Origin of the sequence: Streptococcus mitis, assembly GCF_946188585.1 — a bacterium.
Lineage (GTDB): Bacteria > Bacillota > Bacilli > Lactobacillales > Streptococcaceae > Streptococcus > Streptococcus mitis_DG.
In genome coordinates, this window is sequence record NZ_CAMHVI010000004.1 from 43,467 (window position 1) to 68,257 (window position 24,791).

Genomic DNA, 24,791 nt, shown 5'->3' on the forward strand with positions numbered 1-24,791 from the left:
CTCTAACTGAAGCTGTTTCCGTGTGAGACGGCCTACATGCTGTTAGAAGACTTTTGTTTCCCTAATAATACAAAAAATAGTCGGTCAACACTTAAGTGTGAAGTCGTACACCACAGCGTTTCTATGTTTATATAATACCACTTTTTCAAAAAAAATCAAGAGGAAAGTGCAATTTTTTGAAAAGGATTTCAGATTTTTCGCAAACGGTCGATAGCTTCCTTTCTTTGAGCCAAAGCCCGTTCATATTTACCAGTATCTTCTGCTTGGAAATAGTGATGATTGCGAATTTTTTCTGGCAGATAGTCTTGCTTGACCCAATTTCCAGGATAGTTGTGTGGATAGAGATAGTCTTGGGCATTCCCCAGTTCCTTGCTTCCACTGTAGTGCCCATCACGCAGGTGTCGCGGAATAGGCAAGTGCCCTGATGTTTTGAGGTCAGCAAGTGCCTTGTCCATAGCCACGTATGCTGAGTTGGATTTTGGAGAAAGGGCCAAATCAATCACGACATTGGCAATGAGAATGCGGGCTTCTGGGAAACCAATCCTTTGTGCAGCATCCAGAGCAGTCACGGTGTGAATCTGGGCTTCAGGATTGGCCAAACCGATATCTTCATAGGCGATAACAGTCAAGCGACGCGCGAGACTTGGCAAATCACCAGCCTCAATCAAGCGGGCAGCATAGTGAAGACTGGCATCAACATCTGAGCCACGGATAGACTTTTGCAGGGCTGAGAGAACATCATAGTGCCCATCCCCATCCTTATCCATAGTAATGTAGCTTCTCTGAAGACTATTTTCCATGATGTCTAGAGTAATATGGCGAATGCCCTCATCATTCTCAGGGGTAGAAAGAACAGCCAAGTCCAGTGAGTTGAAGGCAGAACGCAGGTCTCCGTTTGTAGAAGTTGCGATGAAATCCAGCGCATCCTCATCTAGTTCTACTGGGAAATCAAAACCACGCTCAGGGTTACTTAGAGCTATCTGCAGGGCCTCTTTGACGTCTTGGTTAGACAGAGGTTCTAACTCAAAAATTTGAACTCGGCTACGGATGGCAGGAGTGACAGAAAAGAAGGGATTTTCAGTCGTAGCGCCAATCATGATGATCAGACCACTTTCCAAGAGAGGCAAGAGGAAGTCTTGCTTGGTTTTATCTAGTCTATGAATCTCGTCTAGTAATAGGACGAGACCACCAGAGAATTTCGCCTCTTCCGCAATTTCTTGCAGTCGCTTTTTACTATCAACTGTCGCATTGAAAGTTCGAAAGGCATACTTGGTCGTCCCTGCGATGGCAGAGGCAATACTGGTCTTGCCGATTCCCGGAGGGCCATAGAGAATCATGGAGGACAGGCGGTTGGCCTCCACCATGCGACGAATGATTTTTCCGTGTCCGACCAGATGTTCCTGACCGATGACCTGGTCGATGGTTTTAGGGCGCATGCGAAGCGCGAGATTGTCTGGCATAGCAGTCCTTTCTAACGTGGATTTTCTGATGTATATGTGGTAAGATGGTAGTATCTATTTTAGCATATTTCCGAGCAATCGGGGCGATTTAAGAGTCGCATAGAAAGAGGACAAAATGGCAACATACGGATTTTTAGATGTTTTAGAGGAAGAGTTGGAGAAGAATTTTCCCTTTGACTTTGAGATTAGTTGGGACAAGCGCAACCACGCGGTTGAAGTGAGTTTTTTGTTAGAAGCGCAAAATGCTGCAGGTGTGGAGATGGTGGATGAGGACGGAGAGGTTTCGTCAGATGACATTCTCTTTGAAGAAGCAGTTCTTTTCTACAATCCTGCTAAATCAACAGTCAATGCAGAAGACTATTTGACGGTCATTCCTTACCTACCTAAAAAAGGATTTTCTCGTGAATTTTTAGCATATTTTGCTCTTTTCCTTAAAGATACTGCCGAGGTTGGACTAGATGCTCTTATGGACTTTTTGGAAGACCCAGAAGCAGAGGAATTTGTCATGGAATGGAACCAAGAAGTCTTTGAAGAAGGAAAAGTTGGCTTGGAAGAAGGGGAGTTTTATCCGTATCCGAGATACTAGGAGTTTGACATGGAACTAGAAATTTCTGATTTCACAGGCTGCAAGATTGCTTTGTTTTGTGGGGATAAGCTCTTGACTATCTTACGCGATGATAAGGCAAGCATTCCCTGGCCCAATATGTGGGAGTTGCCCGGTGGTGGACGTGAAGGCGATGAAAGTCCTTTTGAGTGCGTAGTGCGTGAAGTTTATGAAGAACTGGGAATTCATCTGACTGAGGATTGTCTGATTGGGAGTAAGGTTTATCCGAGTATGCTTTTTGCAGATAAGCAATCCGTTTTTCTAGTTGGGAAGTTGACACAGGATCAGTTTGACAGTATCGTATTTGGAGATGAAGGACAGGGCTATCAGCTGATGAATGTGGAGGAATTTCTTAGTTTCAGTCAAGTTGTACCTCAGTTACAAGATAGAGTGAGAAATTATTTGGAGGAAAAGAATGATTTTTGCGATTGCAACAACCACGTTGAATAAAGAAGTTAAGCGTAAGCTAGAAACTGGACAATATTCTAGAGAGGAAGCTACATTCATTTATATAGAATATTTAAAGTTAAAGAAGATGAGAGAAAGAGGTACGAAAGTAGCTGGGATTTCTACGGCTGTTATTTGGGGATTAATGCTTGTTATACCCTTACTGAGTGATGGAGGTCTCGTACTGCCTCTTTCAGTATATTTTTTATTATTGATACTGTTAGCAGGAATTGTTCTATTTGTTTATTATCTTATGTTTGGTATTTTTAAACAGCAGATTCATAGTGCAATGAAAGAACACTATACAGATGTGATTGAAGAATTTAAGAAGAATAAGGAAAATACATAATGGAAACATGGCAAGAGTTAAAAGTTACAGTGAAGCGTGAGGGAGAGGAGTTGGTATCTAATCTCTTGATTGAGTTAGGTGCTCAAGGCGTTGCAATCGAAGACAGTATGGACTATGTGGGAAATGTGGACCGTTTCGGCGAGATTTTCCCAGAGGTTGAGCAGCAAGAAGAAATCGTAGTGACAGCCTATTACCCTGATACGGTTGATGTGGCAGTTGTTGAGGCGGATTTGAAGAATCGTCTGGTAGAATTGGCAGACTTTATGGATCTGGGTGAGGTCAAGATGGGCACGACTGCCTTGGCTGAGGAAGACTGGGCAGACAACTGGAAGAAATACTACGAACCAGCTCGTATTACCCATGACTTGACCATCGTGCCGTCTTGGACAGACTATGAGGCGACTGCTGGAGAAAAGATTATCAAGCTGGATCCTGGTATGGCCTTTGGAACTGGGACGCATCCAACTACTAAGATGAGCCTTTTTGCCTTGGAGCAGGTCCTTCGTGGTGGCGAGACAGTGCTAGATGTGGGGACTGGATCAGGTGTCCTTTCTATTGCTAGCTCGCTTCTTGGTGCCAAGGAAATCTTTGCCTACGACCTAGATGATGTGGCAGTTCGTGTGGCTCAGGAAAATATTGAGCTCAACCCTGGCATGGAGAATATTCATGTTGCTGCTGGAGATTTGCTTAAGGGTGTGGAGATTGAGGCAGATGTGATTGTGGCTAATATCTTAGCGGATATTCTCATTCATCTGACGGAGGATGCCTATCGTTTGGTCAAGGATGAGGGCTACCTCATCATGAGTGGCATTATCAAGGACAAGTGGGACATGGTGCGCGAGTCGGCTGAGTCAGCTGGATTTTTCCTTGAAACCCACATGATTCAAGGAGAATGGAATGCTTGTGTCTTTAAGAAAACCAAGGATATTTCAGGTGTGATTGGAGGCTAGCATGCAACAGTATTTTGTCAAAGGCAGTGCTATCTCTCCTGTTACCATCGAGGACAAGGAAACCAGCAAGCACATGTTTCAGGTTATGCGCTTGAAAGAAGATGACGAGGTGACCTTAGTCTTTGAGGATGGCATCAAGCGCTTGGCGCGCGTGCTGGATGTGGAAGCTCGTCAGTTTGAATTGGTAGAAGAACTAGATGACAATGTGGAACTGCCCGTTCAAGTGACCATAGCATCTGGCTTTCCTAAGGGAGACAAGCTGGAGTTTATCACTCAAAAAGTGACCGAACTAGGTGCCAGCCAGATTTGGGCCTTTCCGGCAGACTGGTCAGTTGCTAAGTGGGATGGCAAGAAATTGGGTAAAAAGGTTGAAAAACTAGAAAAAATTGCCCTTGGAGCGGCAGAACAAAGCAAACGTAACTTCGTTCCAAGCATCAAGCTGTTTGAGAAGAAAGCCGATTTTCTAGCCCAACTTGACCAGTTTGACTCTATCGTAGTAGCCTATGAAGAGTCAGCTAAAGAAGGAGAATCCGCTGCTCTCTTACAAGCAGTCACTGGTCTTGAAAAAGGAGCTAAACTGCTCTTTATCTTTGGTCCAGAAGGTGGTCTCTCACCTGCAGAAATCGAGAGTTTTGAAGCTAAAGGAGCAGTATTGGCGGGACTTGGTCCTCGCATCTTGCGAGCAGAAACAGCACCACTTTACGCCTTATCAGCCCTTAGTGTTTTATTAGAATTAGAGAAATAAGAGGAAGAAAATGGAACAAAAACACCGTTCAGAATTTCCAGAGAAGGAACTTTGGGATTTAACAGCCCTATACCAAGACCGTGAGGATTTCTTGCGTGCAATCGAGAAAGCTCGCGAAGACATCAATCAATTTAGCCGTGATTACAAGGGCAATCTTCACACTTTTGAGGATTTTGAGAAGGCCTTTGCAGAATTGGAACAAATCTACATTCAGATGAGCCATATTGGTAACTATGGTTTTATGCCTCAGACGACAGACTATAGCAATGAAGAATTTGCTAACATTGCCCAAGCTGGCATGGAATTTGAAACAGATGCCAGTGTAGCCTTGACCTTCTTTGACGATGCCTTGGTGGCAGCAGACGAGGAAGTCTTGGAGCGTTTGGGTGAATTGCCACATTTGACGGCAGCCATTCGTCAGGCTAAAATCAAAAAAGCACACTACCTAGGAGCAGATGTGGAGAAGGCCTTGACCAATCTAGGCGAGGTTTTCTACAGTCCGCAGGATATTTATACTAAGATGCGAGCTGGGGACTTTGAAATTTCTGACTTTGAAGTCAATGGCAAAACCTACAAAAACAGCTTTGTTACCTATGAAAACTTCTACCAAAATCACGAGGACGCTGAGGTTCGTGAGAAATCTTTCCGTTCCTTCTCAGAAGGACTTCGTAAGCACCAAAATACGGCTGCTGCAGCCTATTTAGCCCAAGTTAAGTCTGAAAAATTATTGGCAGATATGAAGGGTTACGACTCTGTCTTTGATTATCTTTTGGCTGAGCAAGAAGTGGACCGTGCCATGTTTGATCGCCAGATTGACCTCATTATGCAGGAATTTTCGCCAGTCGCTCAGAGATACCTCAAGCATGTTGCTAAGGTAAATGGTCTTGAAAAGATGACTTTTGCAGACTGGAAATTGGACTTGGATAGCGCTCTTAATCCTCAAGTGACTATTGACGACGCCTATGATTTGGTCATGAAGTCGGTAGAACCTTTGGGGCAGGAATATTGTCAGGAAGTTGCTCGCTATCAAGAAGAGCGCTGGGTGGACTTTGCTGCTAATAGTGGCAAGGATTCTGGCGGTTATGCGGCGGATCCATATCGTGTCCACCCTTATGTCCTTATGAGCTGGACAGGTCGTTTGAGTGATGTCTATACCTTGATTCATGAGATTGGGCATTCTGGTCAGTTTATCTTTTCTGACAACCACCAAAGCTACTTCAATGCCCACATGTCGACCTACTATGTCGAAGCACCGTCAACTTTCAATGAATTGCTTTTAAGTGATTACTTAGAACAGCAGTCTGACGACCCACGTCAAAAACGTTTCGCTCTTGCTCATCGCTTGACAGATACCTACTTCCATAATTTCATCACCCACCTCTTGGAAGCAGCCTTCCAGCGTAAGGTTTATACACTGATTGAAGAAGGGGAAACCTTTGGAGCAAGCAAACTCAACAGTATTATGAAGGAAGTTTTGATAGATTTTTGGGGCGATGCCATTGAAATCGATGATGATGCAGCTTTGACTTGGATGCGCCAAGCTCACTATTATATGGGCTTGTATAGTTACACCTACTCAGCAGGACTAGTTATCTCGACAGCTGGTTACCTCCATCTTAAAAACTCAGAAACTGGAGCTGAAGACTGGCTCAATCTCCTTAAGTCAGGTGGTAGCAAGACACCGCTTGAGTCAGCCATGATTATCGGAGCAGATATCTCTACAGATAAACCACTCCGTGATACCATCCAATTCTTGTCTGACACAGTTGATCAGATTATCGCCTACAGTGCCCAGTTGGGAGAGTAAGGGGATAGAGAGGTTGTTCTAGAGTGATGTTTATGGGCTTGTTAAGCGTCATTCTATTTAGCTTAACTATAGCTATTTTCAAAAATGTCGTTGAAGGTCGTGATGTTAAATTTGAACTTGCTGTAGAACTGGTATTAATAGTTATCTGCTTCATTTTCTATCAGATTGTACTTAATTGAGAGAGCAAGCTATAAAGAAAATTGAATCTATTTCTGGCTAGAGAAGATTATTTGTAAAATATAAATAATATGGATTTGTATAGATAAGGTAAATATTTTTAAGAAAGGGTGATTTTATGAAAAAGGAACAAGTGTTGATTGGTTTGGGCGTTGCAACTGCAATGGTAACTGCTTTTAATGGTCATGCACAAGCTGATGAGGTTGTAAATAAACATTCGACTAAGTCAACTGTTAACCAATCAGAAACTAAAAAGGATGCTGACGTTTCAAAATCTGATGTAAAAAATGCGGAAATAAAACTGAATCAAACAATTGAGGAAGAAAAAAATGCTCAGAAGCTTGTTGATAAAATGCAACAAGAGCATGCATCTACTGTGACAAATAAGAACAAAGCAGATGATGCTTTGAAACAAGCACAAGAATTTGCTAAACAAGCTAGTCCTGAAAAAATTAAAAATGCAGAAAAGAATCTTGTTGCTAAACAGACAACGGTTCGGAAGTCAGAAGAAAGATTGTCAGAAGCAAAAAAAGATGAGAAACAAGCCCAAGCAAGTGTTGAGAAACAAGAAACAGTTGTTAATAAGGCAAAAACTCAAGTTGCTCAGAGAGCAGTTGATGTAAAAAAAGCCCAAAATAAAGTAACAGAAGCAGAGAAAACTTTTGATTGGAATACACTACGCGAGATTCAACAAGCAACTGAGAAATTGGATGCGAAAGTGAAAGAGAACCAAAATAAAGTAAGTTCTTTAACTAATTCAGTATCAAAAGCAGGGCAAGAACGAAAAGCGCTTATAGAAAGAGGAAATAAGACACGTTCTACTCTTGAAAAGAATTTAAAATCTGCTGGGGATGAGTTCCTTACCGTAACGGTTTCTCATGAGATTAAATCAAATTCTGTTAGTGAAAGTGAGTCTAAAACTCCTCCACTTGATGAAAAAACTTTCGTAGGAAATGATGGTAAGACCAATTATGTTGCTGCGAACGAAGATGTGAATTTTAGTGGTGAAAGAACAGAAACAATTGTTGTAAAATCTAAGGATGATATCCATACTCCTCATGTGGTTGATTATAAGAAAGTTTCTGAATACGTTCGTAACTACTTAATCGAGTTGCGGAGAATAAATGGCATTGATATTCCAGTGCCACCTGTGACTGAAAAGGCTTTGAAATATGGAAAAGCTAGGGCAGATGAAATGGTGGCAAATGATAAACTGTCACATGATACAAAACTAAAAAATCAAGATTTTGGTTTTAAGGATGCAACAGAAAATGCTACAGCTGGTTCAGTTCCAGAAAAGAGTCGATTGAGTGAAAAAGAACTTGCTTATAAAGAGCTTCTATCTTACTTTAATGATTATAGTAATGCATCATTATATGGCGCATCAACTCCGAAAGAAGCAAATACTTTTAACTATGGCCATAGAATTCCCTTGCTTGCTGCATCAGGGACTGGATTTGCTCTTGGAGCATCTTCAAGTAAAAAAACAACTTTTGGAAATTATGGTGTAATGACTTTCATTAGTGAAGCAAAAGGTGTTTATGATACATTACCAACAGTGATTAGCCCATCTGAAAAAAGAAGCTATGTTTATAATGGTAAGACCTATTATTATAATCCAAGCAGTTCATATTTTTTAGCCAGAGCAGAAAATAAAGATGGTGATCCAGACCATAGTGAATTTTATTTTAACAGTAAACGTGTAAAATTCTTACCGAAGACAACTTTCCGTTATGTTTGGAATGAAATCACACATCCTAAAAATCCAGCTTATACAAAAGCTAAAGAGGCTCTGGATAGTTTCAATCGAAAACAAAAAAACGAAGAAACTTTAATGAGGGATAAAATTTCATCACTAAACAAAAATCTTACAATTGCTAAAACAACATTGAATACAGATCAAAAAAATCTGGATAAAACTAAAAAACGTCTTGCAGACTTAACAAAACAAAATCAGTCCAAGTTCAACGTTTTAAAATCTGCTAAATCTGAGTTGAGTAAACAACAAACAAAGTTAAATCTTGCTAAATCTGAACTTTCGAAGCAAGAATCTCAATTAAATCGATTGAAAGCAATCAACAATAATAAATCTCATGCTAGTAAGAATGAGGCACAGTCATTAGTCAGTGCTAAAAATGATTTGTTGAAGGCGAAACAACATGTCCTTGCTCTCAAAAATGCTCCAAGAAAACTCGAGGAAGCTAAAAAAAGTTTGATGATCGCTAAACAGAAGCTTGAGGAATCTAAAAAAGCACTTGAAAATGCAAATGCTAAACTAAAAAATGCAAAAGTTAAAAAGGAAAATGCTAAGAAAGAATACATCAAAGTATCTGAAGCATTAAAAGTAAGACTTGCTTCCAAAGGAAGTTGGATTCAATCATCTGGTCGTTGGTGGTATAGACATAACAATGGTTCCTATACATCTAATGGATGGGAACTAATCAATGGAAAATGGTATCATTTTGATCGCTCGGGTTGGATGCAGACTGGATGGGTTCAATCAGGTAGTTCGTGGTATTATCTCAGTGGTTCAGGGGATATGCAAACAGGATGGGTCAAATCAAGTGGCTCATGGTACTATTTGAATAGCTCAGGCTCTATGCAAACTGGATGGTTCACTGTTTCAGGGAAATGGTATTATGCTTACAGTTCTGGCGCGTTAGCAGTCAATACAACTACCCCTGATGGATATCATGTCAATTACAATGGGGAATGGATTAAATAGAGAGTTTTGTGCTTTTTAAAAAGATTAATACAAACTCCTATTTTATTCAGTATAGTATAACCATCAAATATAGAGAATTATAACTAATTGCAATACATTAAAAATATACAAATTTTGAAAACAATATTGCAACTGATACGAAATTTCCAATCAATTTTCTTGAAACCCTTTCCTTCTTTTGATAGACTAGTATCTAGTTTTTGAAAAAAGGAGAAAGAAAATGAAAAAATTTGTTGCTGAATTAATCGGTACTTTCATGCTTGTGTTCATTGGGACAGGAGCTGTTGTTTTTGGAAATGGTCTTAATGGCCTAGGTCACCTTGGAATCGCTTTTGCCTTTGGTCTGGCAATCGTAGTCGCTGCTTACTCAATCGGAACTGTTTCAGGTGCTCACTTGAACCCAGCTGTTTCAATTGCTATGTTTGTAAACAAACGCTTGTCATCTTCAGAACTTGTAAACTACATCCTTGGGCAAGTTGTTGGAGCTTTCATCGCTTCTGGCGCTGTCTTCTTCCTCTTGGCGAACTCAGGTATGTCAACTGCTAGCCTTGGTGAAAATGCCTTGGCAAACGGTGTTACTGTCTTTGGTGGATTCTTGTTTGAAGTCATCGCAACTTTCTTGTTTGTCCTAGTTATCATGACCGTGACTTCAGAAAGCAAAGGAAATGGCGCGATTGCTGGTTTGGTAATCGGTTTGTCCTTGATGGCCATGATCCTTGTTGGATTGAACATTACTGGACTTTCAGTTAACCCAGCTCGTAGCTTGGCACCAGCTGTCTTGGTAGGTGGCGCAGCCCTTCAACAAGTATGGATTTTCATCCTTGCCCCAATCGTTGGTGGGATTCTTGCAGCACTTGTCGCAAAAAACTTCCTTGGAACAGAAGAATAATTGAAACTCAAAAAGCCTTGCTCCTCAGTTTGAGGAACAGGGCTTTTCTTATTTGTTTAACGGTTGTCAATTTTCTCTGGATAAAGGTCGTGTTGGAAGAGGCGTTGTTCTGCCAAGCCTTCATACTTAGTTCCAGGCTTACCGTAGTTGTAGTAGGGGTCGATTGAGATTCCACCGCGCGGAGTGAATTTCCCCCAGACCTCTAAATAGCGAGGGTTTAGCAAGTTGACCAAGTCTTTACCAATGGTGTTGATACAGTTTTCGTGAAAATCCCCATGATTTCGGTAACTAAAGAGGTAGAGTTTGAGGGATTTTGACTCGACACAGAGCTTGTCAGGAATGTAGGAAATATAAATGGTCGCAAAGTCTGGCTGAGCAGTAATAGGGCACAGTGAGGTAAATTCAGGGCAGTTGAATTTGATGAAATAGTCATTTTCCACATGACGGTTGTCAAAGGATTCGAGGACTTCTGGTTGATACTCGAAAATGTAGTTGGTTTCTTTGTTGCCCAGTAGGCTTAGGTTTTTCATTTCTTCTTGTTGTGACATGATTTTTTCTTTCTAATCTTAAACACCACGTTGATTATCGTAGAGGAGGGTATGCAGTTGAGGAAGGACGCGGACATTGCCCCAGCTATCGTCAGCAGCAACGCGTTCCCAGAGTTCTTTGAGGCGGTCCAGTTGATCTTGGACAATATTGCCTGTAGCCTTGGGCTCAGGATTTCCTGCTGATAAGAAGAGAACATCTGGTTGGTAGCGTTCTTGAATTCCTTTGGCAAAGGCCAAATCGGCATCGTCAAAGACAGGGATTTTAAAGGTGACCTTGTCTGGATCCAATTGGGAAACGATAAAGTCCAAGGTCTCAAAGTTGACTTCCATTTTGGATGAAGGAGGTTTGGGGCTCAGAGTGACTTGGTCGATATCTTTTAACCAATTTTGCCAGCGAGAGCCTTGGGTCTCAACAGCAAGGGTGACACCACGTTCCTTGAGCTTGGTGACCAGTTCAGCCATGTTGGCTGCTAGGATAGCAGGATTTCCGCCAGACAAGGTAACGTAGTCGTAGCTCCCCAATTTATCTAACTCAGCAATGACCTCGTCAGCTGTCATGCGAGTTGGTTTTTCAGAACCATCCCAAGTAAAGGCAGAATCGCACCAGTCGCAGTGGTAGTCACAACCAGCAGTGCGGACAAACATGGTTTTCTGACCAATTGCACGACCTTCACCTTGAAAGGTAGGGCCAAAAATTTCCAGAACTGGTAGTTTGAGGACACGTTCCCTAGTCATCTAACCACTCCCGTCTAAACTCCGCAAAGGCAGTCGGAGTTTCATAGAGGCGAACGTATTCCAAACGAAGACCACGCTCATCTGGCAACTCTTGATTCATGGTTTGGAAAATCCAGTAAACCATATTTTCAGCAGTCGTGTTCATATAGGGAAGAGTCTCATTGAGATAGCGATGATCCAAGTGGGGCTCTAAGTAGTTCTTGTAGATTGCTTTGATGTCTCCAAAATCGTAGGTCATGCCACGTTCATCTAAAAATCCACTGACAGCGATTTGCAAATGGTAGGTGTGGCCGTGCAGGGACTTGCATTTTCCCTCGTAGTGAAAGAGGTGGTGGGCAGCATCGAAGGTAAATTCTTTTGATACCAAGGTTCTGTGAGGATTGTAGACAAGAGACTCCCCAGTTTCCTGTTTGATTTCTTTGGGTGCAAAAAACATTAGCCTTCTCCTTTCTGCGAGAGATAAACATCTAGACCATGCTGACGTAGGTGGCAGGCTGGGCAATCTCCACAGCCACTTCCGATAATCCCATTGTAGCAGGTCAAGGTCTTTTCACGAACATAGTCAAAGGCACCGAGTTGGTCGGCTAATTCCCAAGTTTCAGCCTTGTCCAGCCACATGAGAGGCGTTTGGATAACGAAGTCGTAATCCATGGCCAGGTTGAGCGTAACATTAAGGGATTTGACAAAGACATCTCGACAATCGGGGTAGCCCGAGAAGTCTGTCTCGCAGACACCTGTCACGATGTCTTTAATGCCTCGTTGTTTGGCAAGAACAGCCGCAAAAGACAGAAAGAGGTGGTTGCGACCGTCAACGAAGGTATTGGGAACCTCTCCCTCTTTTTGCTCGATTTCCAAATCAGAGGTCAAGGCATTTTCAGTGATTTGCCCCAGCAGAGACATATCGAGGATGTGATGATGGATCCCCTGTTCCTTAGCGATTTCTTGGGCAACTTGAATTTCGAGATGATGGCGTTGGCCGTAGGCAAAGGTGACAGCTTCGACTGTTTCATAGTGTTCTTTGGCCCAAAAGAGGCAGGTTGTGGAATCTTGACCGCCACTAAAGACGACCAAGGCTGATTGACGTTTCATAGTACTCCTTCCAAAATGGGAAATGTTCAGAGCACGCAAAAAGCTCCCATGAGGGAGCTAAAAAATACCAAGTAGAGGTTTTTTTTAGCGATGGCATGTCCCAAACATCGTAATATTCTATCTACAGTCTAGCATATTTTTCGAAAAATGGCAAAGGGCAAGAAAAAAGAGACCAAATAAAGTACTTGGTCTCTCGTTTGATTAGCTCAATTCAGCAACGATGGCCTTGATTTGTTCTGCTGTGTGAACACCAGCAACTTGTTTCACCACTTGGCCGTCTTTTTTGAAGAGAAGAGTTGGGATAGACATGATTCCAAAAGCACGAGCTGTGTTTGGATTTTCATCAACGTCCATTTTAACGATTTTCAAGACATCTTCTGAAAGTTCTTCAGACAATTTATCCAAGATTGGACCTTGCATACGACATGGACCACACCAAGTTGCCCAGAAGTCTACTAAGACCAAACCGTCTTTTGTTTCTTGTTCGAATGTTGCATCTGTAATTGCTTTTGCCATTGTATTTCTCCTTTTTTAGTTATATTGGCTTAAATCTTGTTTCATGAGATAGAAGAAGACATCTCCATAAGTCCCATGGTAGTCCAAATCATGACCGTTGTAAGTTAATTTTTGGACAGGGTAGTAGTCTGCGACGCCGATAAGGCAAGCTTGTTGTGAACGATCAAAATCTTCATAAGACTCGAAAGTCACAGTTCTTTCGTTCTTGCTGGCATCTAGATAGGTAATTTCAATCATTTTAAAAACTCCTTTGTTTAATGATGACTTTATTTTACTCCTTGTAAAAGAGAATGTCAAGAAAAATGATTGCGCACGCAACTTTTTTTCTAAAATTATCTTAAAGCAAGAAATCCAAACCTGTTTCCAAGCTTTCTTCGACAGCTTTTTGTAGAGAGGCCAGTGTCTTTTGCCCATCACTTGTCAGGCAGATAAAGCTAGAGCGTCTATCTTGATCACAACACCTGCGACTGAGTAGACCGCAATTTTTGGCTTCTAAGCGAGCCACCATCCGAGAAACAGCGCTCGGGCTTAGATGAAGTTTATCTGGCAGGTCAATCTGGCGTAGAGATTTTTCTTGGGCCAAGTCCAGATAGTAGAGCAGGTAAAACTCTTTCAAAGTCAGCCTTTGGTCACTCTGCTGGGCAATAGTCTCTTCCAAGAGACCTTCAATTTCTTTCTGACGCCGATTGAAGTCAAACCATTTTTCCAAATAGGTCATAGTATCTCCTTTCTTTTTAGAGTTGTAAATAGAAGAAAGTCCATTAACGGACAGTTTCTACATCACAAGATGATTGCGCATGCAATAATTATACTACTTTTCAAGAAGGCTGGCAAGAAGGACGCTGGCATCTCTTATCCTAAATCATACCTGTTTTTACTAGTCTTTAATTGTCTGTATCCCCTTTCTTCTCTAATTTTCATTATCCTTTATGCATTTCCTTGAAATTTTCTGAAAAAAGAGTAAACTGGTATGCAAGAAGTCTATTTCGTGGAGTATAGGATGAAATTATATGTTCAATTAATGATTCTCTTTGTGATTTCTCTAATCGGAGAGGGAATATCTAGTTTCTTTCATTTGCCCATCCCAGGCAGTATTATCGGTTTGATTATTCTCTTTCTAGCCTTGCAATTTAAGTGGCTGAGAACCAGGCATGTCAACATGGTGGGGAATTTCTTGTTGGCCAATATGACCATTCTCTTTTTGCCGCCAGCAGTGGGAATCATGGAGAAGTTTGATGTAATTGCTCCCTATCTTTTGCCCATTGTTTTGATTGTCTTTTTTGCGGCTGTCATCAACATTATCCTTATTGCCCTAGTGGTTCAGTTTATCAAGAGACGATTTGAGGGAGATTATGAGAAAGGAGATGCCAAATGAGTGAATTTGTTTCCAATCCCCTGTTTGGGCTTGCCCTGTCTATCCTAGCTTATCTAGTGGGAATGCTGATTTACAGACGTTTTCCCCATCCATTGACAACGCCCTTGCTTTTGTCAGCTGTTTTCATTATCATCTTTCTAAAAGTGACCGGTATTTCTTACCAAGATTACTACCAAGGTGGGGTTTATCTGAACAACTTGATTGTCCCATCGACCGTGGCTCTAGGGATTCCGCTTTTTAAGAGTTTTCATCTGATGAAGCACCATGCTCGGAGTATTCTCTTTGGTAGTCTGTTAGCGGTAGTGGTCAATACATCTTTCACAGCCCTTGTGGCCAAAATCTTTGGCATGGACTTTTTCCTAGCCATTTCTCTCTTTCCTAAGTCAGTGACAACCGCCATGGCAGTGGGGATTACAGAAAAATTGCAAGGATTGACGACCGTGACTTTGGTTGTCGTAGTGGCGACTGGGATTTTAACCAGTGTGATTGGACCGACCCTTTTGAAGTGGTTGAAAATTGATGATCCGGTAGCAGTCGGACTTTCCCTTGGAGGAACAGGGCATGCAGTCGGAACGGGAACAGCCTTTCGATACGGCTCTGTAGCAGGAGCCATGGGTGGCTTGGCTATCGGTGTCACCGGTATTCTCTATGTCTTTGTCAGCCCTATTGTAGCCAGTTTGATATTGAGTTAATACTCTTTGAAAATCTCTTCAAACCGCGTCAATGTCGCCTTGCCGTAGGTATGGTTACTGACTTCGTCAGTTCTATCCACAACCTCAAAACACTGTTTTGAGCAACCTGCGGCTAGTTTCCTAGTTTGCTCTTAGTATAAAAAGCAAGGAATTCGGGTTCCTTGCTTTTTAAAATCGTATGTTATAGACTATTACTTTTCTTTGCTTAAGTGAATGACTTGGTCATAGTGTTTTAAGTCTTCTTCTGTGTAGTGGTGAATGACTTCAATGACTGTTTGAGGTAGGAAGAAGAGCAAGTCACTAATCTTTCTGCTATTTTCCGAGTCAATATCAGTAATCAAACGAGCGTAGTAATAGCGTTTCCTAGCCAAACCTAGTAAGAGAATGAGATTACCAAGTATTCCTAGAATTAATACTTTTCAAAGAAGGCCTAGTTCTCGATTGGTAAAACTAGCAACAGTATTCTGAACAAGGGCTGGTGTGATAATCGCTTCAAGCCAAATAATGGCAATAGAAAAGAAATAAAGTACAAGGTGCATCTTACTAACAAATCTTCTCAGCATAAAGAGTTGGCCTCCTTATCGATATACATGTAATCAGTTTTAAATTATTATACTCCTTTTTATCAAATACGTCATATAAAAATGGAAGTTTTAAGGGCGAAAAAAAGCCTAGCGAGTTATTGTCACTAGACTTTAAAACTATTGAAAATTAACCTTGTTTATCGAGATGTGATACGTTTCTAAAAAGTTGAATTGATGAGATAATGCATTTTTGATTAGAGAGCAATTACGGGGTAATGTATGAAGTATTAACAGTTGGTTAGTTTGAACTTAATTTAGTGATATGTATATGTTTGTTTTAGATACTATTAGATTACAAGCCGCTATTTTCAATAATATTTTTTCCACCAACTTTATCAAAAGGAACTGAAGACTTTTTAGTAGGAATTTCTGTTATAAGATAGGATTTTTCTAATGAGTAGCCAGCATAGAATTGATTATAAATTTGTCCATAAATAAGTGACTTTGAAAGGAATTCAGCCTTTTCCTTGTCTTTATTTGTAAATTCTAATTTCTCTGCAACTGTTCTATTACCGGAAGGATCAGTTTCGATAGTTCCCTTAACAATATCAAATTCTTTCTTATCATAGAAGTTTTTTTCCGATAATTTTTTTATTTCATCAATACTTTTATTTGTTATGTCTTTAAGCGTGATTTCAACTTGTTCTTCACTAGAATCTTTTGTTTTTTCAGGTTCTTTACCAATAGCATAGGATGTAACGTTGCCATTTTTCGTGAAATATATATACGTTATTTTATCATCTTTTGAAATTGTATCACTAGAGGCGTTAGCGACGAAGAATACTCTCTCTCTGTTTTCCTTTATTAATTCAACTATTCCTTTTCCTGTTATTTCTGTTTGAGCTGAATTTTGGGAACAAGCTCCTAAGAAAATACTAAAAAATAATAAGACTAAAAATAGTAATCTATTTCTTTGTTTCATATGGGACTCCTAAAAGTTATTTATTTTTAATAACTCTATTGTATCATACAAGAAGCTTATATAGATTAAAAACATTGTCAATTGTGTCAATAATTTTGTGTAAAAACTTCATTATAGTTATAGGGTGTAATTTTGATAAGACCTCAAGTATGTTGGAATATCGTTCTCATACTTAGTCAATTGATTTATAAGAATATATTTAGTTTAGTGGTGTATTAGATTTTGTTATAACAAATTCGTTATTTTTTGTTTACGCATTTTATTTACATTATGTTAAAGATGATAAAAAAGCCTAGCGAGTTATTGTCGCTAGACTCTGATATTATTGTAAATTAACCTTGTTTTTCAAAATGTGATAAGTTCCTAGATAGTAGATGGCTATAAGAATAACTTCTTCCAGAATAGTCATGATAATGCCCATCTGGAACTGATCAGCTCCTCCTGTGGTTGATGGGAAGTAGAAACCAGGGTTAGAACGATAGAAGAGTTCAATAAAGCCAACGACGATTTGGATACCAATGTAGGCTACAATTGACAGTGCGGTACGGTATTCATTGAAAAGCTGTCCAATGGAAATAGCCAAGTAGATGCAGAGGATTCCAGAAATAGTATTTAGTAGGAAGGATACCCCCATAAGAGAGAGTTGAGGAAGATGTGTTTCTATAAATGGAATCACGTCAGAACTTGCAAACCAATCTGGAGCCGTAAGGGTCAGAACAATGAAAGCACTGATTGCTAGTACAGTAGTGCTGACAATAGACCAGATAAAGGCACCGACTAGTTTGGCTGAGATGATATAATGTTCAGAAACTGGCAATGTCAAAGTCAGATAACCTTGTCGGTCATAGACACTACCTTTGAAGCGTTTAATAATTAAGAAAATAGTTGAAATCCCCAGTGTAATCATCAAGCCACTAAAGACAGTAGCTAGAAAAAGTAGCATAGTAAGTTGACTTTCTTTGGCAGGTAGATTGTTATAGGTCTGTGTCTGTATTCCGATAATGGCAGAAAGGGCTAGCACGGCAACGTAGAGGGCTAAATACCACTTGTTAACATTTTTAAATTCGTAGCGAACTAAATTCCAAAACATAATAATCTCCTTTGCTTAGGCCTTAAATTCCTGACGGAAGAGTTGGTCAATGGATTCACCTGACTCATAGCGAATATCATCTACATTGCCTTGACGGACGACTTTTCCGTCTTTGAGGAAGACAATTTCATCCAAGATTGGCTCGATATCAGAAATCAAGTGGGTAGAAATCAAAACGGTAGAAGTTGGGGAGTAGTTGTTGATAATGGTATTGAGGATATACTCACGGGCTGCTGGGTCCACTCCACCAATGGGTTCGTCTAGAACGTAGAGGCGGGCATCACGGCTCATAACCAAAATCAGTTGTACCTTTTCCTTATTCCCTTTTGATAATTTTTTGAGACGACTATTTTCATCAATGCCCAGGTCTGCAAGTAGATGATGGGCGCGTTCAAGATTGAAATCTTTATAGAAGGTCTTGAAGTAGGTTAGGGCTTCTTTGACCTTCATTTGTTCATTGAGATAGGTCGTATCCGGCAAATAAGCTACGATGGCCTTGGTTGCTGGGCTTGGATCCATGTCGTTGATAAGGACGCGTCCTTGGTCTGGTTGTAAGAGGCCATTGATTAGTTTAATCAAGGTTGTTTTTCCTGAGCCGTTTGGGCCAAGGAGACCGACAATTTTTCCAGCTGGGATGTCAAGAGAAACATTTTCAAGGGCTGGGGTTGCTCCATAAGATTTGGATACATTTTCAAATGCTAGTAATGACATAGGCTTAAACTCCTTTAATATAATCGCCGACTACGCCTGGTAGTTCTTCTTTTTCATAGCCAAAATGGGTCATGGAGGAAACGAAGTGTTCCAATTGTTCTTCTGATAATTGTTTGCGCGATTGGGCGATCAGTGCCTTATCCTCAGTCACAAATCGTCCAGTTGTCCGTTTGCTGTAAACAAATCCTTCTCGTTCGAGGTCTGACAAGGCTCTTTGGATGGTGTTGGGATTGACACCAGCCTCGCTCGCCAGCTCCCTCACGGTTGGAAGTTGTTGATTGGGTTCCAGTACATGGGAGACAATCTGAAGCTTGATTTTCTCCATAATCTGTAAATAAATGGGTTTTTTGTTGTCAAATGTCCAGGACATCTTGGTCTCCTTTCTCTTATCCCTTTGTCTTAATTAAATAATACAACAAAACAAAAAACTTGTCAAGCAAAAAGAAGAATTGTTTTGGGAATCGCTTAAAAAATGGTATAATGAAAAGAAAACGATAAGGAGGGAAAGGATGCGTTGTCCAAAATGTGGGGCTACCAAGTCAAGTGTTATCGATAGTCGCCAAGCTGAAGAAGGGAACACCATTCGTAGAAGACGTGAGTGCGATGAATGCCAACACCGTTTTACAACCTACGAACGGGTAGAAGAAAGAACCTTAGTTGTTGTTAAAAAAGATGGCACACGGGAACAATTCTCCAGAGATAAAATCTTTAATGGGATTATTCGCTCAGCCCAGAAACGTCCTGTGTCAAGTGATGAAATCAACATGGTAGTCAATCGTATCGAACAGAAACTCCGTGGTCGAAATGAAAACGAAATTCAAAGTGAGGACATTGGTTCACTCGTCATGGAGGAGTTGGCTGAACTGGACGAGATTACCTATGTACGTTTTGCCAGTGTCTATCGTAGTTTTAAGGATGTCAGTGAGTTAGAGAGCTTGCTCCAACAAATCACCCAGTCCTCTAAAAAGAAAAAGGAAAGATAAATGAAGCCAATTGACCGTTTTTCTTATCTAAAGAATAATCGGGTGTCGCAAGATACCTCATCTCTGGTACAGTGCTACCTCCCGATTATCGGTCAGGAGGCACTGAGCCTTTATCTTTATACAATCAGTTTTTGGGATAATGGCAGAAAGGAATATCTCTTTTCAAGTATTCTCAATCATCTCAACTTTGGGATGGATAGACTGATAAAATCCTTGAAAATCCTATCTGCTTTCAATCTCTTGACCCTCTATCAAAAGGGTGATACCTATCAGATAGTTATCCATGCTCCTCTTTCAATTCAAGATTTCTTAGAACATCCTGTTTATCGCAGGCTTTTGGAGAAAAAGATTGGTGATGCAGCTGTGGAGGATTTGAAAGGTGAAAGTGCTGAGGGTGAAGAAATACCTGTCTCACTCAATCAAGTCTTTCCAGACTTGGCAGAACTGGGAAATCAAGAAGACCTTGTTCTCAAGAAGAAAGTGGCCAATGATTTTGACTTGGACCATTTTCGTCAGCTGATGTCTCGAGATGGGCTTCGTTTTGCGGATGAGCAGTCAGATGTCTTGAATCTGTTTGCTATTGCTGAGGAGAAGAAATGGACTTGGTTTGAAACCTATCAATTGGCTAAGTCAACAGCTGTTTCCAAGGTCATTTCAACCAAACGCATGCGGGAAAAAATTGCTCAAAAACCTGTTTCCTCTGACTTTAGTCCTAAGGAAGCGACTATTATCAAAGAAGCCAAAAGTAAGACTGCCCTGCAGTTCTTGGCAGAAATCAAGCAGACACGCAAGGGAACCATTACCCAAACTGAAAGAGAACTCTTGCAACAGATGGCTGGCTTGGGCTTGCTGGACGAAGTCATCAATATCATTCTCTTGTTGACCTTTAATAAGGTGGATTCAGCAAATATCAATGAGAAATATGCCATGAAGGTAGCCAATGACTATGCCTATCAAAAGATTCATTCAGCAGAAGAGGCAGTCTTGCGCATCCGTGAACGTGGGCAAAAGAGCCAGTCTCAAAAAAGCAGTAATCCCAGTCCTACCAAGTCCAATGTACCCAAGTGGAGCAATCCAGATTATAAGAATGAAACCAGTGAGGAAACTCGTCTGGAACTAGAACGTAAGAAACAAGAACTATTAGCTCGATTAGAAAAAGGAGGAGATTAGATGGAAAGTGTCGGAGACGTACTCAAACGTCAACCTAGCCGTTTTCATTATCAGGATTTGGTCCAGAAAATCATGAAGGACCCTGAAGTTGCGGCCTTTATCCAGCAAGAATCCTTGACTCCAGAGGAATTGAATCGCAGTATTTCCAAATTTAATCAATACATCACCGAGCGCGATAAGTTTCTTCGTGGTGATACGGATTATATTGCCAAAGGCTACAAGCCTATTTTGGTTATGAATCATGGTTATGCGGACGTTTCTTACGAAGAAACTCCTGAACTAATCGCAGCGGAAAAAGAAGCGGCTATTAAGAATCGTCTCAAGTTAATTAATCTGCCAGCCAGTCTCAAGAAAGCTAGTTTGGCTCAAGTTGACATGGATGATTTAGGGCGCTTGCCAGTTTTTGAAAAGCTATTAGCCTTCGTGGAACAATATCCAGCTATTCGAAAAGGTCTTTATTTATATGGAGACTTTGGTGTGGGTAAAAGTTTCATGGTGGCTGCCTTAGCCCATGATTTATCAGAAAAACGTGGTGTTTCATCAACCCTTCTCCACTATCCTAGCTTTGTCATTGATGTCAAAAATGCTATCGGTGATGGCAATGTCAAGACCTTGGTGGATGAGATTAAGTTGTCTGAAGTCCTGATTTTAGATGATATTGGTGCCGAGCAATCAACAGCTTGGGTGCGGGATGAAATCCTACAAGTCATTCTCCAATATCGGATGCAGGAAAATTTACCGACCTTTTTCACTTCCAACTTCAACTTTGAAGAATTGGAGCTGCATTTCGCTAAAGGGAAGCATGGAAATGACGAAACCTGGGAAGCCAGACGCGTCATGGAACGCATTCGTTATTTGGCTGAGGAGACTCGTTTAGAAGGAGTAAACCGCCGATGACAGAAACAATCAAATTAATGAAGGCTCACACTTCAGTGCGCAGGTTTAAAGAGCAAGCACTGCCTCAGGAAGACTTGACTGAAATCCTGACAGCAGCCCAGATGGCCTCGTCTTGGAAGAATTTCCAATCATACTCTGTGATTGTGGTACGAAGTCAAGAAAAGAAAGATGCTCTGTATGAATTGGTGCCTCAAGAAGCCATTCGCCAGTCTGCTGTTTTCCTTCTCTTTGTCGGAGATTTGAACCGAGCAGAAAAGGGAGCCCGACTTCAAACTGATTCATTCCAACCCCAAGGTGTGGAAGGTCTCTTGATTAGTTCGGTCGATGCTGCTCTTGCTGGTCAAAATGCCCTGCTGGCAGCTGAAAGTTTGGGCTATGGTGGCGTCATTATTGGCTTGGTACGTTACAAGTCAGAAGAAGTGGCAGAGCTCTTTAACCTACCTGACTACACCTACCCTGTCTTTGGGATGGCACTAGGTCTACCAAATGAAGAGCATGAAGTTAAACCTCGCTTGCCATTGAATCAAGTGGTATTTGAGGAAGAATATCAGGAGCAAACGGTTGATGTGATTGAAGCTTATGACCGTGTACAGGCGGACTATGCTGGCGCGCGTGCAACTACAAGCTGGAGTCAGCGCCTAGCCGAACAGTTTGGTCAAGCTGAACCAAGCTCAACTAGAAAAAATCTTGAACAGAAAAAGTTATTGTAGAAAGTGAGAAATTATGGCCCTACCAACTATTGCCATTGTAGGACGTCCCAATGTTGGGAAATCAACCCTATTTAATCGGATCGCTGGTGAGCGAATCTCCATTGTAGAAGATGTCGAAGGAGTGACACGTGACCGTATCTATGCGACGGGTGAGTGGCTCAATCGTTCTTTTAGCATGATTGATACAGGAGGAATCGATGATGTCGATGCTCCTTTCATGGAACAAATCAAGCACCAGGCAGAAATTGCTATGGAAGAAGCAGATGTTATCGTTTTTGTCGTGTCTGGTAAGGAAGGAATTACCGATGCGGACGAATACGTAGCCCGTAAGCTTTATAAAACTCATAAACCAGTTATCCTAGCAGTGAACAAGGTGGACAACCCTGAGATGCGAAATGATATCTATGATTTCTATGCTCTTGGTTTGGGTGAACCATTGCCTATCTCATCTGTCCATGGTATCGGTACAGGGGATGTGCTAGACGCTATTGTAGAAAATCTTCCAAATGAATATGAAGAAGAAAACCCAGATGTCATTAAGTTTAGCCTGATTGGTCGTCCAAACGTTGGAAAATCAAGCTTGATCAATGCTATCTTAGGAGAAGACCGTGTTATTGCCAGTCCAGTTGCTGGAACAACGCGTGACGCTATTGATACCCACTTTACAGATACAGATGGCCAAGAGTTTACCATGATTGATACGGCTGGTATGCGTAAGTCTGGTAAGGTTTATGAAAATACCGAGAAATACTCTGTTATGCGTGCTATGCGAGCGATTGACCGCTCAGATGTGGTCTTGATGGTTATCAATGCGGAAGAGGGTATTCGTGAATACGATAAGCGTATCGCAGGATTTGCCCATGAAGCTGGTAAAGGGATGATTATCGTAGTCAATAAGTGGGACACGCTTGAAAAAGACAACCATACCATGAAAAACTGGGAAGAAGATATCCGTGAGCAGTTCCAATACTTGCCTTACGCCCCGATTATCTTTGTATCAGCCTTGACCAAGCAACGTCTCCACAAACTGCCTGAGATGATCAAGCAAATCAGTGAAAGTCAAAACACACGTATTCCATCAGCTGTATTGAATGATGTGATTATGGATGCTATTGCCATCAACCCAACACCGACAGACAAAGGGAAACGTCTTAAAATCTTCTATGCGACCCAAGTGGCAACCAAACCACCAACCTTTGTCATCTTTGTCAATGAAGAAGAACTCATGCACTTTTCTTACCTGCGTTTCTTGGAAAATCAAATCCGCAAGGCCTTTGTCTTTGAGGGAACTCCAATCCATCTCATCGCAAGAAAACGTAAATAAAAAAGTAGAATCTGGAATGACATTTCCAGATTTTTTTGATAGAACGAAGGTGAAGAAAACGCTATCAAAGCGAGGTGTTGATGATGGAACATTTGTTTAAATTCTTACTTTTAGCACCTTACTTTTATTTTGATAACTGGATTGAAAAGGCCAATAGAGAGAGTAAGTTTTCCCAATATTTTACTATTTTTACTGGGTTTACATCCCCCTCTATTCTCTTTTTAGCCTTGCTTGGACAGTTGTTTCAGTTCTGTTTTTCAATATCGTTTTGAGAAATGTGACAGATATCAAGTTTTGGGGCATTTGGTTTCTTTTTATTCTGCTAGCTATTGGTATGAATTGGTCAACTTATTCCTGTTTCAGAAAAATGTTTCGCTTGAGACGGGAGCTAGGGAAGTCTAAAGGCGGCAAGCATTGATTTATATTGGTAATAACATTTAATAGAACGAAACTAAAGAAAACAATTTTAAAGAGGAGGTGTTGATGATGAAACTGTCGTTTAATTGGTTTCATTTGATACTCTTATTTCCTTGTTTTTATTTTTTCTATTGGATAGACAATGCTGACAGAAACAGTAAAATTTTCCCCATCTTCTACTATTTTTACTGGATTTATATTTCCCTTTTAGCTCTGTTTAGCCTGGATATGACAATTTTTTCATTCTTATTTTTCCCTCATGTTCTGAAACATGAATCAGATGCTAGTACTTGGGGTGTTTGGTTGCTTTTGATAGTATTATCTCTAGGCAGCGACTGGTTAGACTATATCTTTTTCAAAAAAATGTTTCGCTTGAGACGGGAATTAGGGAAGTCTAAAGGTGGCAAGCATTGAGTTATATGGGTTTTGTTTATAGGAGGTGGGTTATGGCACGTCTAAAATCATTTATTACACGTTATTCCAAGGTCTATATTGGTTTAGTTCTGTTGATCTGGATTACTTTCTTCTTTGTTCCTTGGGATAAACCAGTTCTGGGAATATCTATCAATCTCTTAATCATGCAGAAAGTTTTACTAGTTTTTGGAATTCTGTCGATTTTGATGGCCTTGCTGTCCAAGAAAGTCAGTCTCTTTGTTTTTGGACTTATCTGTTGTCTTTCTTTTTGGATAAATCTATTTATCCTATTTGCTATTTTGCCGATTTTTGGCAATTAAAGTATCATAAAAATCAGAGAGGTTAGCTTGGAAACTAGCCTCTTTTTCCTTTTCAAAATGGGGATTCTTCCTTGAAAATAATCAGTAATTGTGCTAAAATTAAAAGAACATTCTAAAATATTCGGAATTTAAAGTAAGGAA

Annotated in this window: 28 protein-coding genes and 3 pseudogenes; 18 read left to right on the top strand and 13 right to left on the bottom strand. The window is 40.7% G+C overall.

From position 1 onward, the window contains the following. Positions 1 to 188: 188 nt before the first annotated feature. On the bottom strand, positions 189 to 1,460 hold the full coding sequence (locus tag N8M66_RS06305) for a replication-associated recombination protein A (RefSeq protein ID WP_261019031.1): 1,272 nt from the start codon (positions 1,458 to 1,460) through the stop codon (positions 189 to 191). 115 nt (positions 1,461 to 1,575) lie between these two features. Here N8M66_RS06305 and N8M66_RS06310 point away from each other — a divergent pair, with 115 nt between their 5' ends. The 8 genes and pseudogenes from N8M66_RS06310 (at position 1,576) to N8M66_RS06345 (ending at position 10,153) form a co-directional block, all read left to right on the top strand. Beyond that, entirely contained in the window at positions 1,576 to 2,046 is a 471-nt protein-coding gene (locus N8M66_RS06310; protein ID WP_049531867.1) for a DUF3013 family protein, read from the top strand. A 9-nt stretch (positions 2,047 to 2,055) separates the two neighbouring features. After that, positions 2,056 to 2,514 carry an NUDIX hydrolase gene (locus N8M66_RS06315; protein WP_261046244.1) on the top strand — a complete coding sequence of 153 codons (459 nt, stop codon included), beginning with the start codon at positions 2,056 to 2,058 and terminating at the stop codon, positions 2,512 to 2,514. Then, the gene (locus N8M66_RS06320; protein WP_261046247.1) at positions 2,480 to 2,860 is read left to right on the top strand and encodes a hypothetical protein; all 381 of its coding nucleotides are present in this window, start codon (positions 2,480 to 2,482) and stop codon (positions 2,858 to 2,860) included. Before N8M66_RS06315 ends, N8M66_RS06320 begins: the two co-directional genes overlap by 35 nt. After that, complete coding sequence (prmA, locus tag N8M66_RS06325; RefSeq protein ID WP_261046249.1) at positions 2,860 to 3,810, top strand: 50S ribosomal protein L11 methyltransferase; 951 nt, start codon at positions 2,860 to 2,862, stop codon at positions 3,808 to 3,810. The genes N8M66_RS06320 and prmA overlap by 1 nt, the downstream gene beginning before the upstream one ends. 1 nt (position 3,811) lies before the next feature. Continuing rightward, positions 3,812 to 4,555 carry a 16S rRNA (uracil(1498)-N(3))-methyltransferase gene (locus N8M66_RS06330; RefSeq protein ID WP_261046251.1) on the top strand — a complete coding sequence of 248 codons (744 nt, stop codon included), beginning with the start codon at positions 3,812 to 3,814 and terminating at the stop codon, positions 4,553 to 4,555. A 10-nt stretch (positions 4,556 to 4,565) separates the two neighbouring features. Further along, on the top strand, positions 4,566 to 6,362 hold the full coding sequence (gene pepF, locus N8M66_RS06335) for an oligoendopeptidase F (RefSeq protein ID WP_261046252.1): 1,797 nt from the start codon (positions 4,566 to 4,568) through the stop codon (positions 6,360 to 6,362). A gap of 2,539 nt (positions 6,363 to 8,901) precedes the next feature. Further along, positions 8,902 to 9,264 (top strand): annotated as a pseudogene (locus N8M66_RS06340) (choline-binding protein C); the annotation flags it as partial. Positions 9,265 to 9,484: 220 nt separating this feature from the next. Further along, the gene (locus N8M66_RS06345) at positions 9,485 to 10,153 is read left to right on the top strand and encodes an MIP/aquaporin family protein (protein WP_261046253.1); all 669 of its coding nucleotides are present in this window, start codon (positions 9,485 to 9,487) and stop codon (positions 10,151 to 10,153) included. 56 nt (positions 10,154 to 10,209) lie between these two features. Here the strand turns inward: N8M66_RS06345 and queF are convergent, their stop codons facing one another. The 7 genes from queF to N8M66_RS06380 all read right to left on the bottom strand — a co-directional run bounded on the left by queF (position 10,210) and on the right by N8M66_RS06380 (position 13,759). Then, positions 10,210 to 10,701, bottom strand: a complete 492-nt coding sequence (gene queF / locus N8M66_RS06350) for a preQ(1) synthase (protein WP_004256094.1) — start codon at positions 10,699 to 10,701, stop codon at positions 10,210 to 10,212. An 18-nt stretch (positions 10,702 to 10,719) separates the two neighbouring features. Then, the gene (gene queE, locus N8M66_RS06355; protein ID WP_000196475.1) at positions 10,720 to 11,436 is read right to left on the bottom strand and encodes a 7-carboxy-7-deazaguanine synthase QueE; all 717 of its coding nucleotides are present in this window, start codon (positions 11,434 to 11,436) and stop codon (positions 10,720 to 10,722) included. Then, positions 11,429 to 11,872, bottom strand: coding sequence for a 6-carboxytetrahydropterin synthase QueD (gene queD / locus N8M66_RS06360; RefSeq protein ID WP_000464573.1), 444 nt, complete (start codon positions 11,870 to 11,872; stop codon positions 11,429 to 11,431). Before queD ends, queE begins: the two co-directional genes overlap by 8 nt. Continuing rightward, positions 11,872 to 12,525: a 7-cyano-7-deazaguanine synthase QueC gene (queC, locus tag N8M66_RS06365; protein ID WP_261046254.1), complete on the bottom strand. Its 654-nt coding sequence runs from the start codon at positions 12,523 to 12,525 to the stop codon at positions 11,872 to 11,874. The genes queD and queC overlap by 1 nt, the downstream gene beginning before the upstream one ends. A 201-nt stretch (positions 12,526 to 12,726) precedes the next feature. Next, positions 12,727 to 13,041 carry a thioredoxin gene (gene trxA, locus N8M66_RS06370; RefSeq protein WP_001029581.1) on the bottom strand — a complete coding sequence of 105 codons (315 nt, stop codon included), beginning with the start codon at positions 13,039 to 13,041 and terminating at the stop codon, positions 12,727 to 12,729. A 15-nt stretch (positions 13,042 to 13,056) separates the two neighbouring features. Continuing rightward, entirely contained in the window at positions 13,057 to 13,278 is a 222-nt protein-coding gene (locus N8M66_RS06375; RefSeq protein WP_000570256.1) for a DUF4649 family protein, read from the bottom strand. Between the two features lie 100 nt (positions 13,279 to 13,378). After that, complete coding sequence (locus N8M66_RS06380; RefSeq protein WP_261046255.1) at positions 13,379 to 13,759, bottom strand: MarR family transcriptional regulator; 381 nt, start codon at positions 13,757 to 13,759, stop codon at positions 13,379 to 13,381. 282 nt (positions 13,760 to 14,041) lie between these two features. Between N8M66_RS06380 and N8M66_RS06385 the strand changes: the two genes are divergently transcribed. Further along, positions 14,042 to 14,416, top strand: a complete 375-nt coding sequence (locus N8M66_RS06385) for a CidA/LrgA family protein (protein ID WP_000781325.1) — start codon at positions 14,042 to 14,044, stop codon at positions 14,414 to 14,416. After that, complete coding sequence (locus N8M66_RS06390) at positions 14,413 to 15,108, top strand: LrgB family protein (RefSeq protein WP_261046256.1); 696 nt, start codon at positions 14,413 to 14,415, stop codon at positions 15,106 to 15,108. Before N8M66_RS06385 ends, N8M66_RS06390 begins: the two co-directional genes overlap by 4 nt. 328 nt (positions 15,109 to 15,436) lie before the next feature. Here the strand turns inward: N8M66_RS06390 and N8M66_RS06395 are convergent. The 5 genes and pseudogenes from N8M66_RS06395 to N8M66_RS06415 form a co-directional block, all read right to left on the bottom strand. After that, positions 15,437 to 15,671: pseudogene (locus N8M66_RS06395) on the bottom strand (ABC transporter ATP-binding protein); the annotation flags it as partial. A gap of 313 nt (positions 15,672 to 15,984) precedes the next feature. Continuing rightward, positions 15,985 to 16,614, bottom strand: a complete 630-nt coding sequence (locus tag N8M66_RS06400; RefSeq protein ID WP_261046257.1) for a hypothetical protein — start codon at positions 16,612 to 16,614, stop codon at positions 15,985 to 15,987. A gap of 322 nt (positions 16,615 to 16,936) precedes the next feature. After that, positions 16,937 to 17,704: a hypothetical protein gene (locus N8M66_RS06405; RefSeq protein ID WP_261046260.1), complete on the bottom strand. Its 768-nt coding sequence runs from the start codon at positions 17,702 to 17,704 to the stop codon at positions 16,937 to 16,939. 15 nt (positions 17,705 to 17,719) lie between these two features. Further along, entirely contained in the window at positions 17,720 to 18,415 is a 696-nt protein-coding gene (locus N8M66_RS06410) for an ABC transporter ATP-binding protein (protein ID WP_000054197.1), read from the bottom strand. A 4-nt stretch (positions 18,416 to 18,419) separates the two neighbouring features. Then, positions 18,420 to 18,785: a GntR family transcriptional regulator gene (locus N8M66_RS06415; protein ID WP_261046262.1), complete on the bottom strand. Its 366-nt coding sequence runs from the start codon at positions 18,783 to 18,785 to the stop codon at positions 18,420 to 18,422. 139 nt (positions 18,786 to 18,924) lie between these two features. Here N8M66_RS06415 and nrdR point away from each other — a divergent pair, with 139 nt between their 5' ends. From nrdR to N8M66_RS06455, 8 genes and pseudogenes are all read left to right on the top strand, one after another. Then, a complete protein-coding gene (nrdR, locus tag N8M66_RS06420; RefSeq protein ID WP_001203672.1) occupies positions 18,925 to 19,398 on the top strand; it encodes a transcriptional regulator NrdR in 474 nt (157 codons plus the stop codon). After that, positions 19,399 to 20,568, top strand: a complete 1,170-nt coding sequence (locus tag N8M66_RS06425; RefSeq protein ID WP_261046263.1) for a replication initiation and membrane attachment family protein — start codon at positions 19,399 to 19,401, stop codon at positions 20,566 to 20,568. Further along, the gene (gene dnaI, locus N8M66_RS06430) at positions 20,569 to 21,465 is read left to right on the top strand and encodes a primosomal protein DnaI (protein WP_261046264.1); all 897 of its coding nucleotides are present in this window, start codon (positions 20,569 to 20,571) and stop codon (positions 21,463 to 21,465) included. Continuing rightward, a complete protein-coding gene (locus N8M66_RS06435; protein ID WP_261046266.1) occupies positions 21,462 to 22,175 on the top strand; it encodes an NADPH-dependent oxidoreductase in 714 nt (237 codons plus the stop codon). Before dnaI ends, N8M66_RS06435 begins: the two co-directional genes overlap by 4 nt. Before the next feature lie 13 nt (positions 22,176 to 22,188). Then, the gene (der, locus tag N8M66_RS06440; protein ID WP_001207696.1) at positions 22,189 to 23,499 is read left to right on the top strand and encodes a ribosome biogenesis GTPase Der; all 1,311 of its coding nucleotides are present in this window, start codon (positions 22,189 to 22,191) and stop codon (positions 23,497 to 23,499) included. Between the two features lie 83 nt (positions 23,500 to 23,582). Next, positions 23,583 to 23,917 (top strand): annotated as a pseudogene (locus tag N8M66_RS06445) (hypothetical protein). Positions 23,918 to 23,982: 65 nt separating this feature from the next. Beyond that, the gene (locus N8M66_RS06450; protein ID WP_261046268.1) at positions 23,983 to 24,330 is read left to right on the top strand and encodes a hypothetical protein; all 348 of its coding nucleotides are present in this window, start codon (positions 23,983 to 23,985) and stop codon (positions 24,328 to 24,330) included. Positions 24,331 to 24,362: 32 nt separating this feature from the next. Beyond that, positions 24,363 to 24,650: a hypothetical protein gene (locus N8M66_RS06455; protein ID WP_261046269.1), complete on the top strand. Its 288-nt coding sequence runs from the start codon at positions 24,363 to 24,365 to the stop codon at positions 24,648 to 24,650. Positions 24,651 to 24,791: the final 141 nt, after the last annotated feature.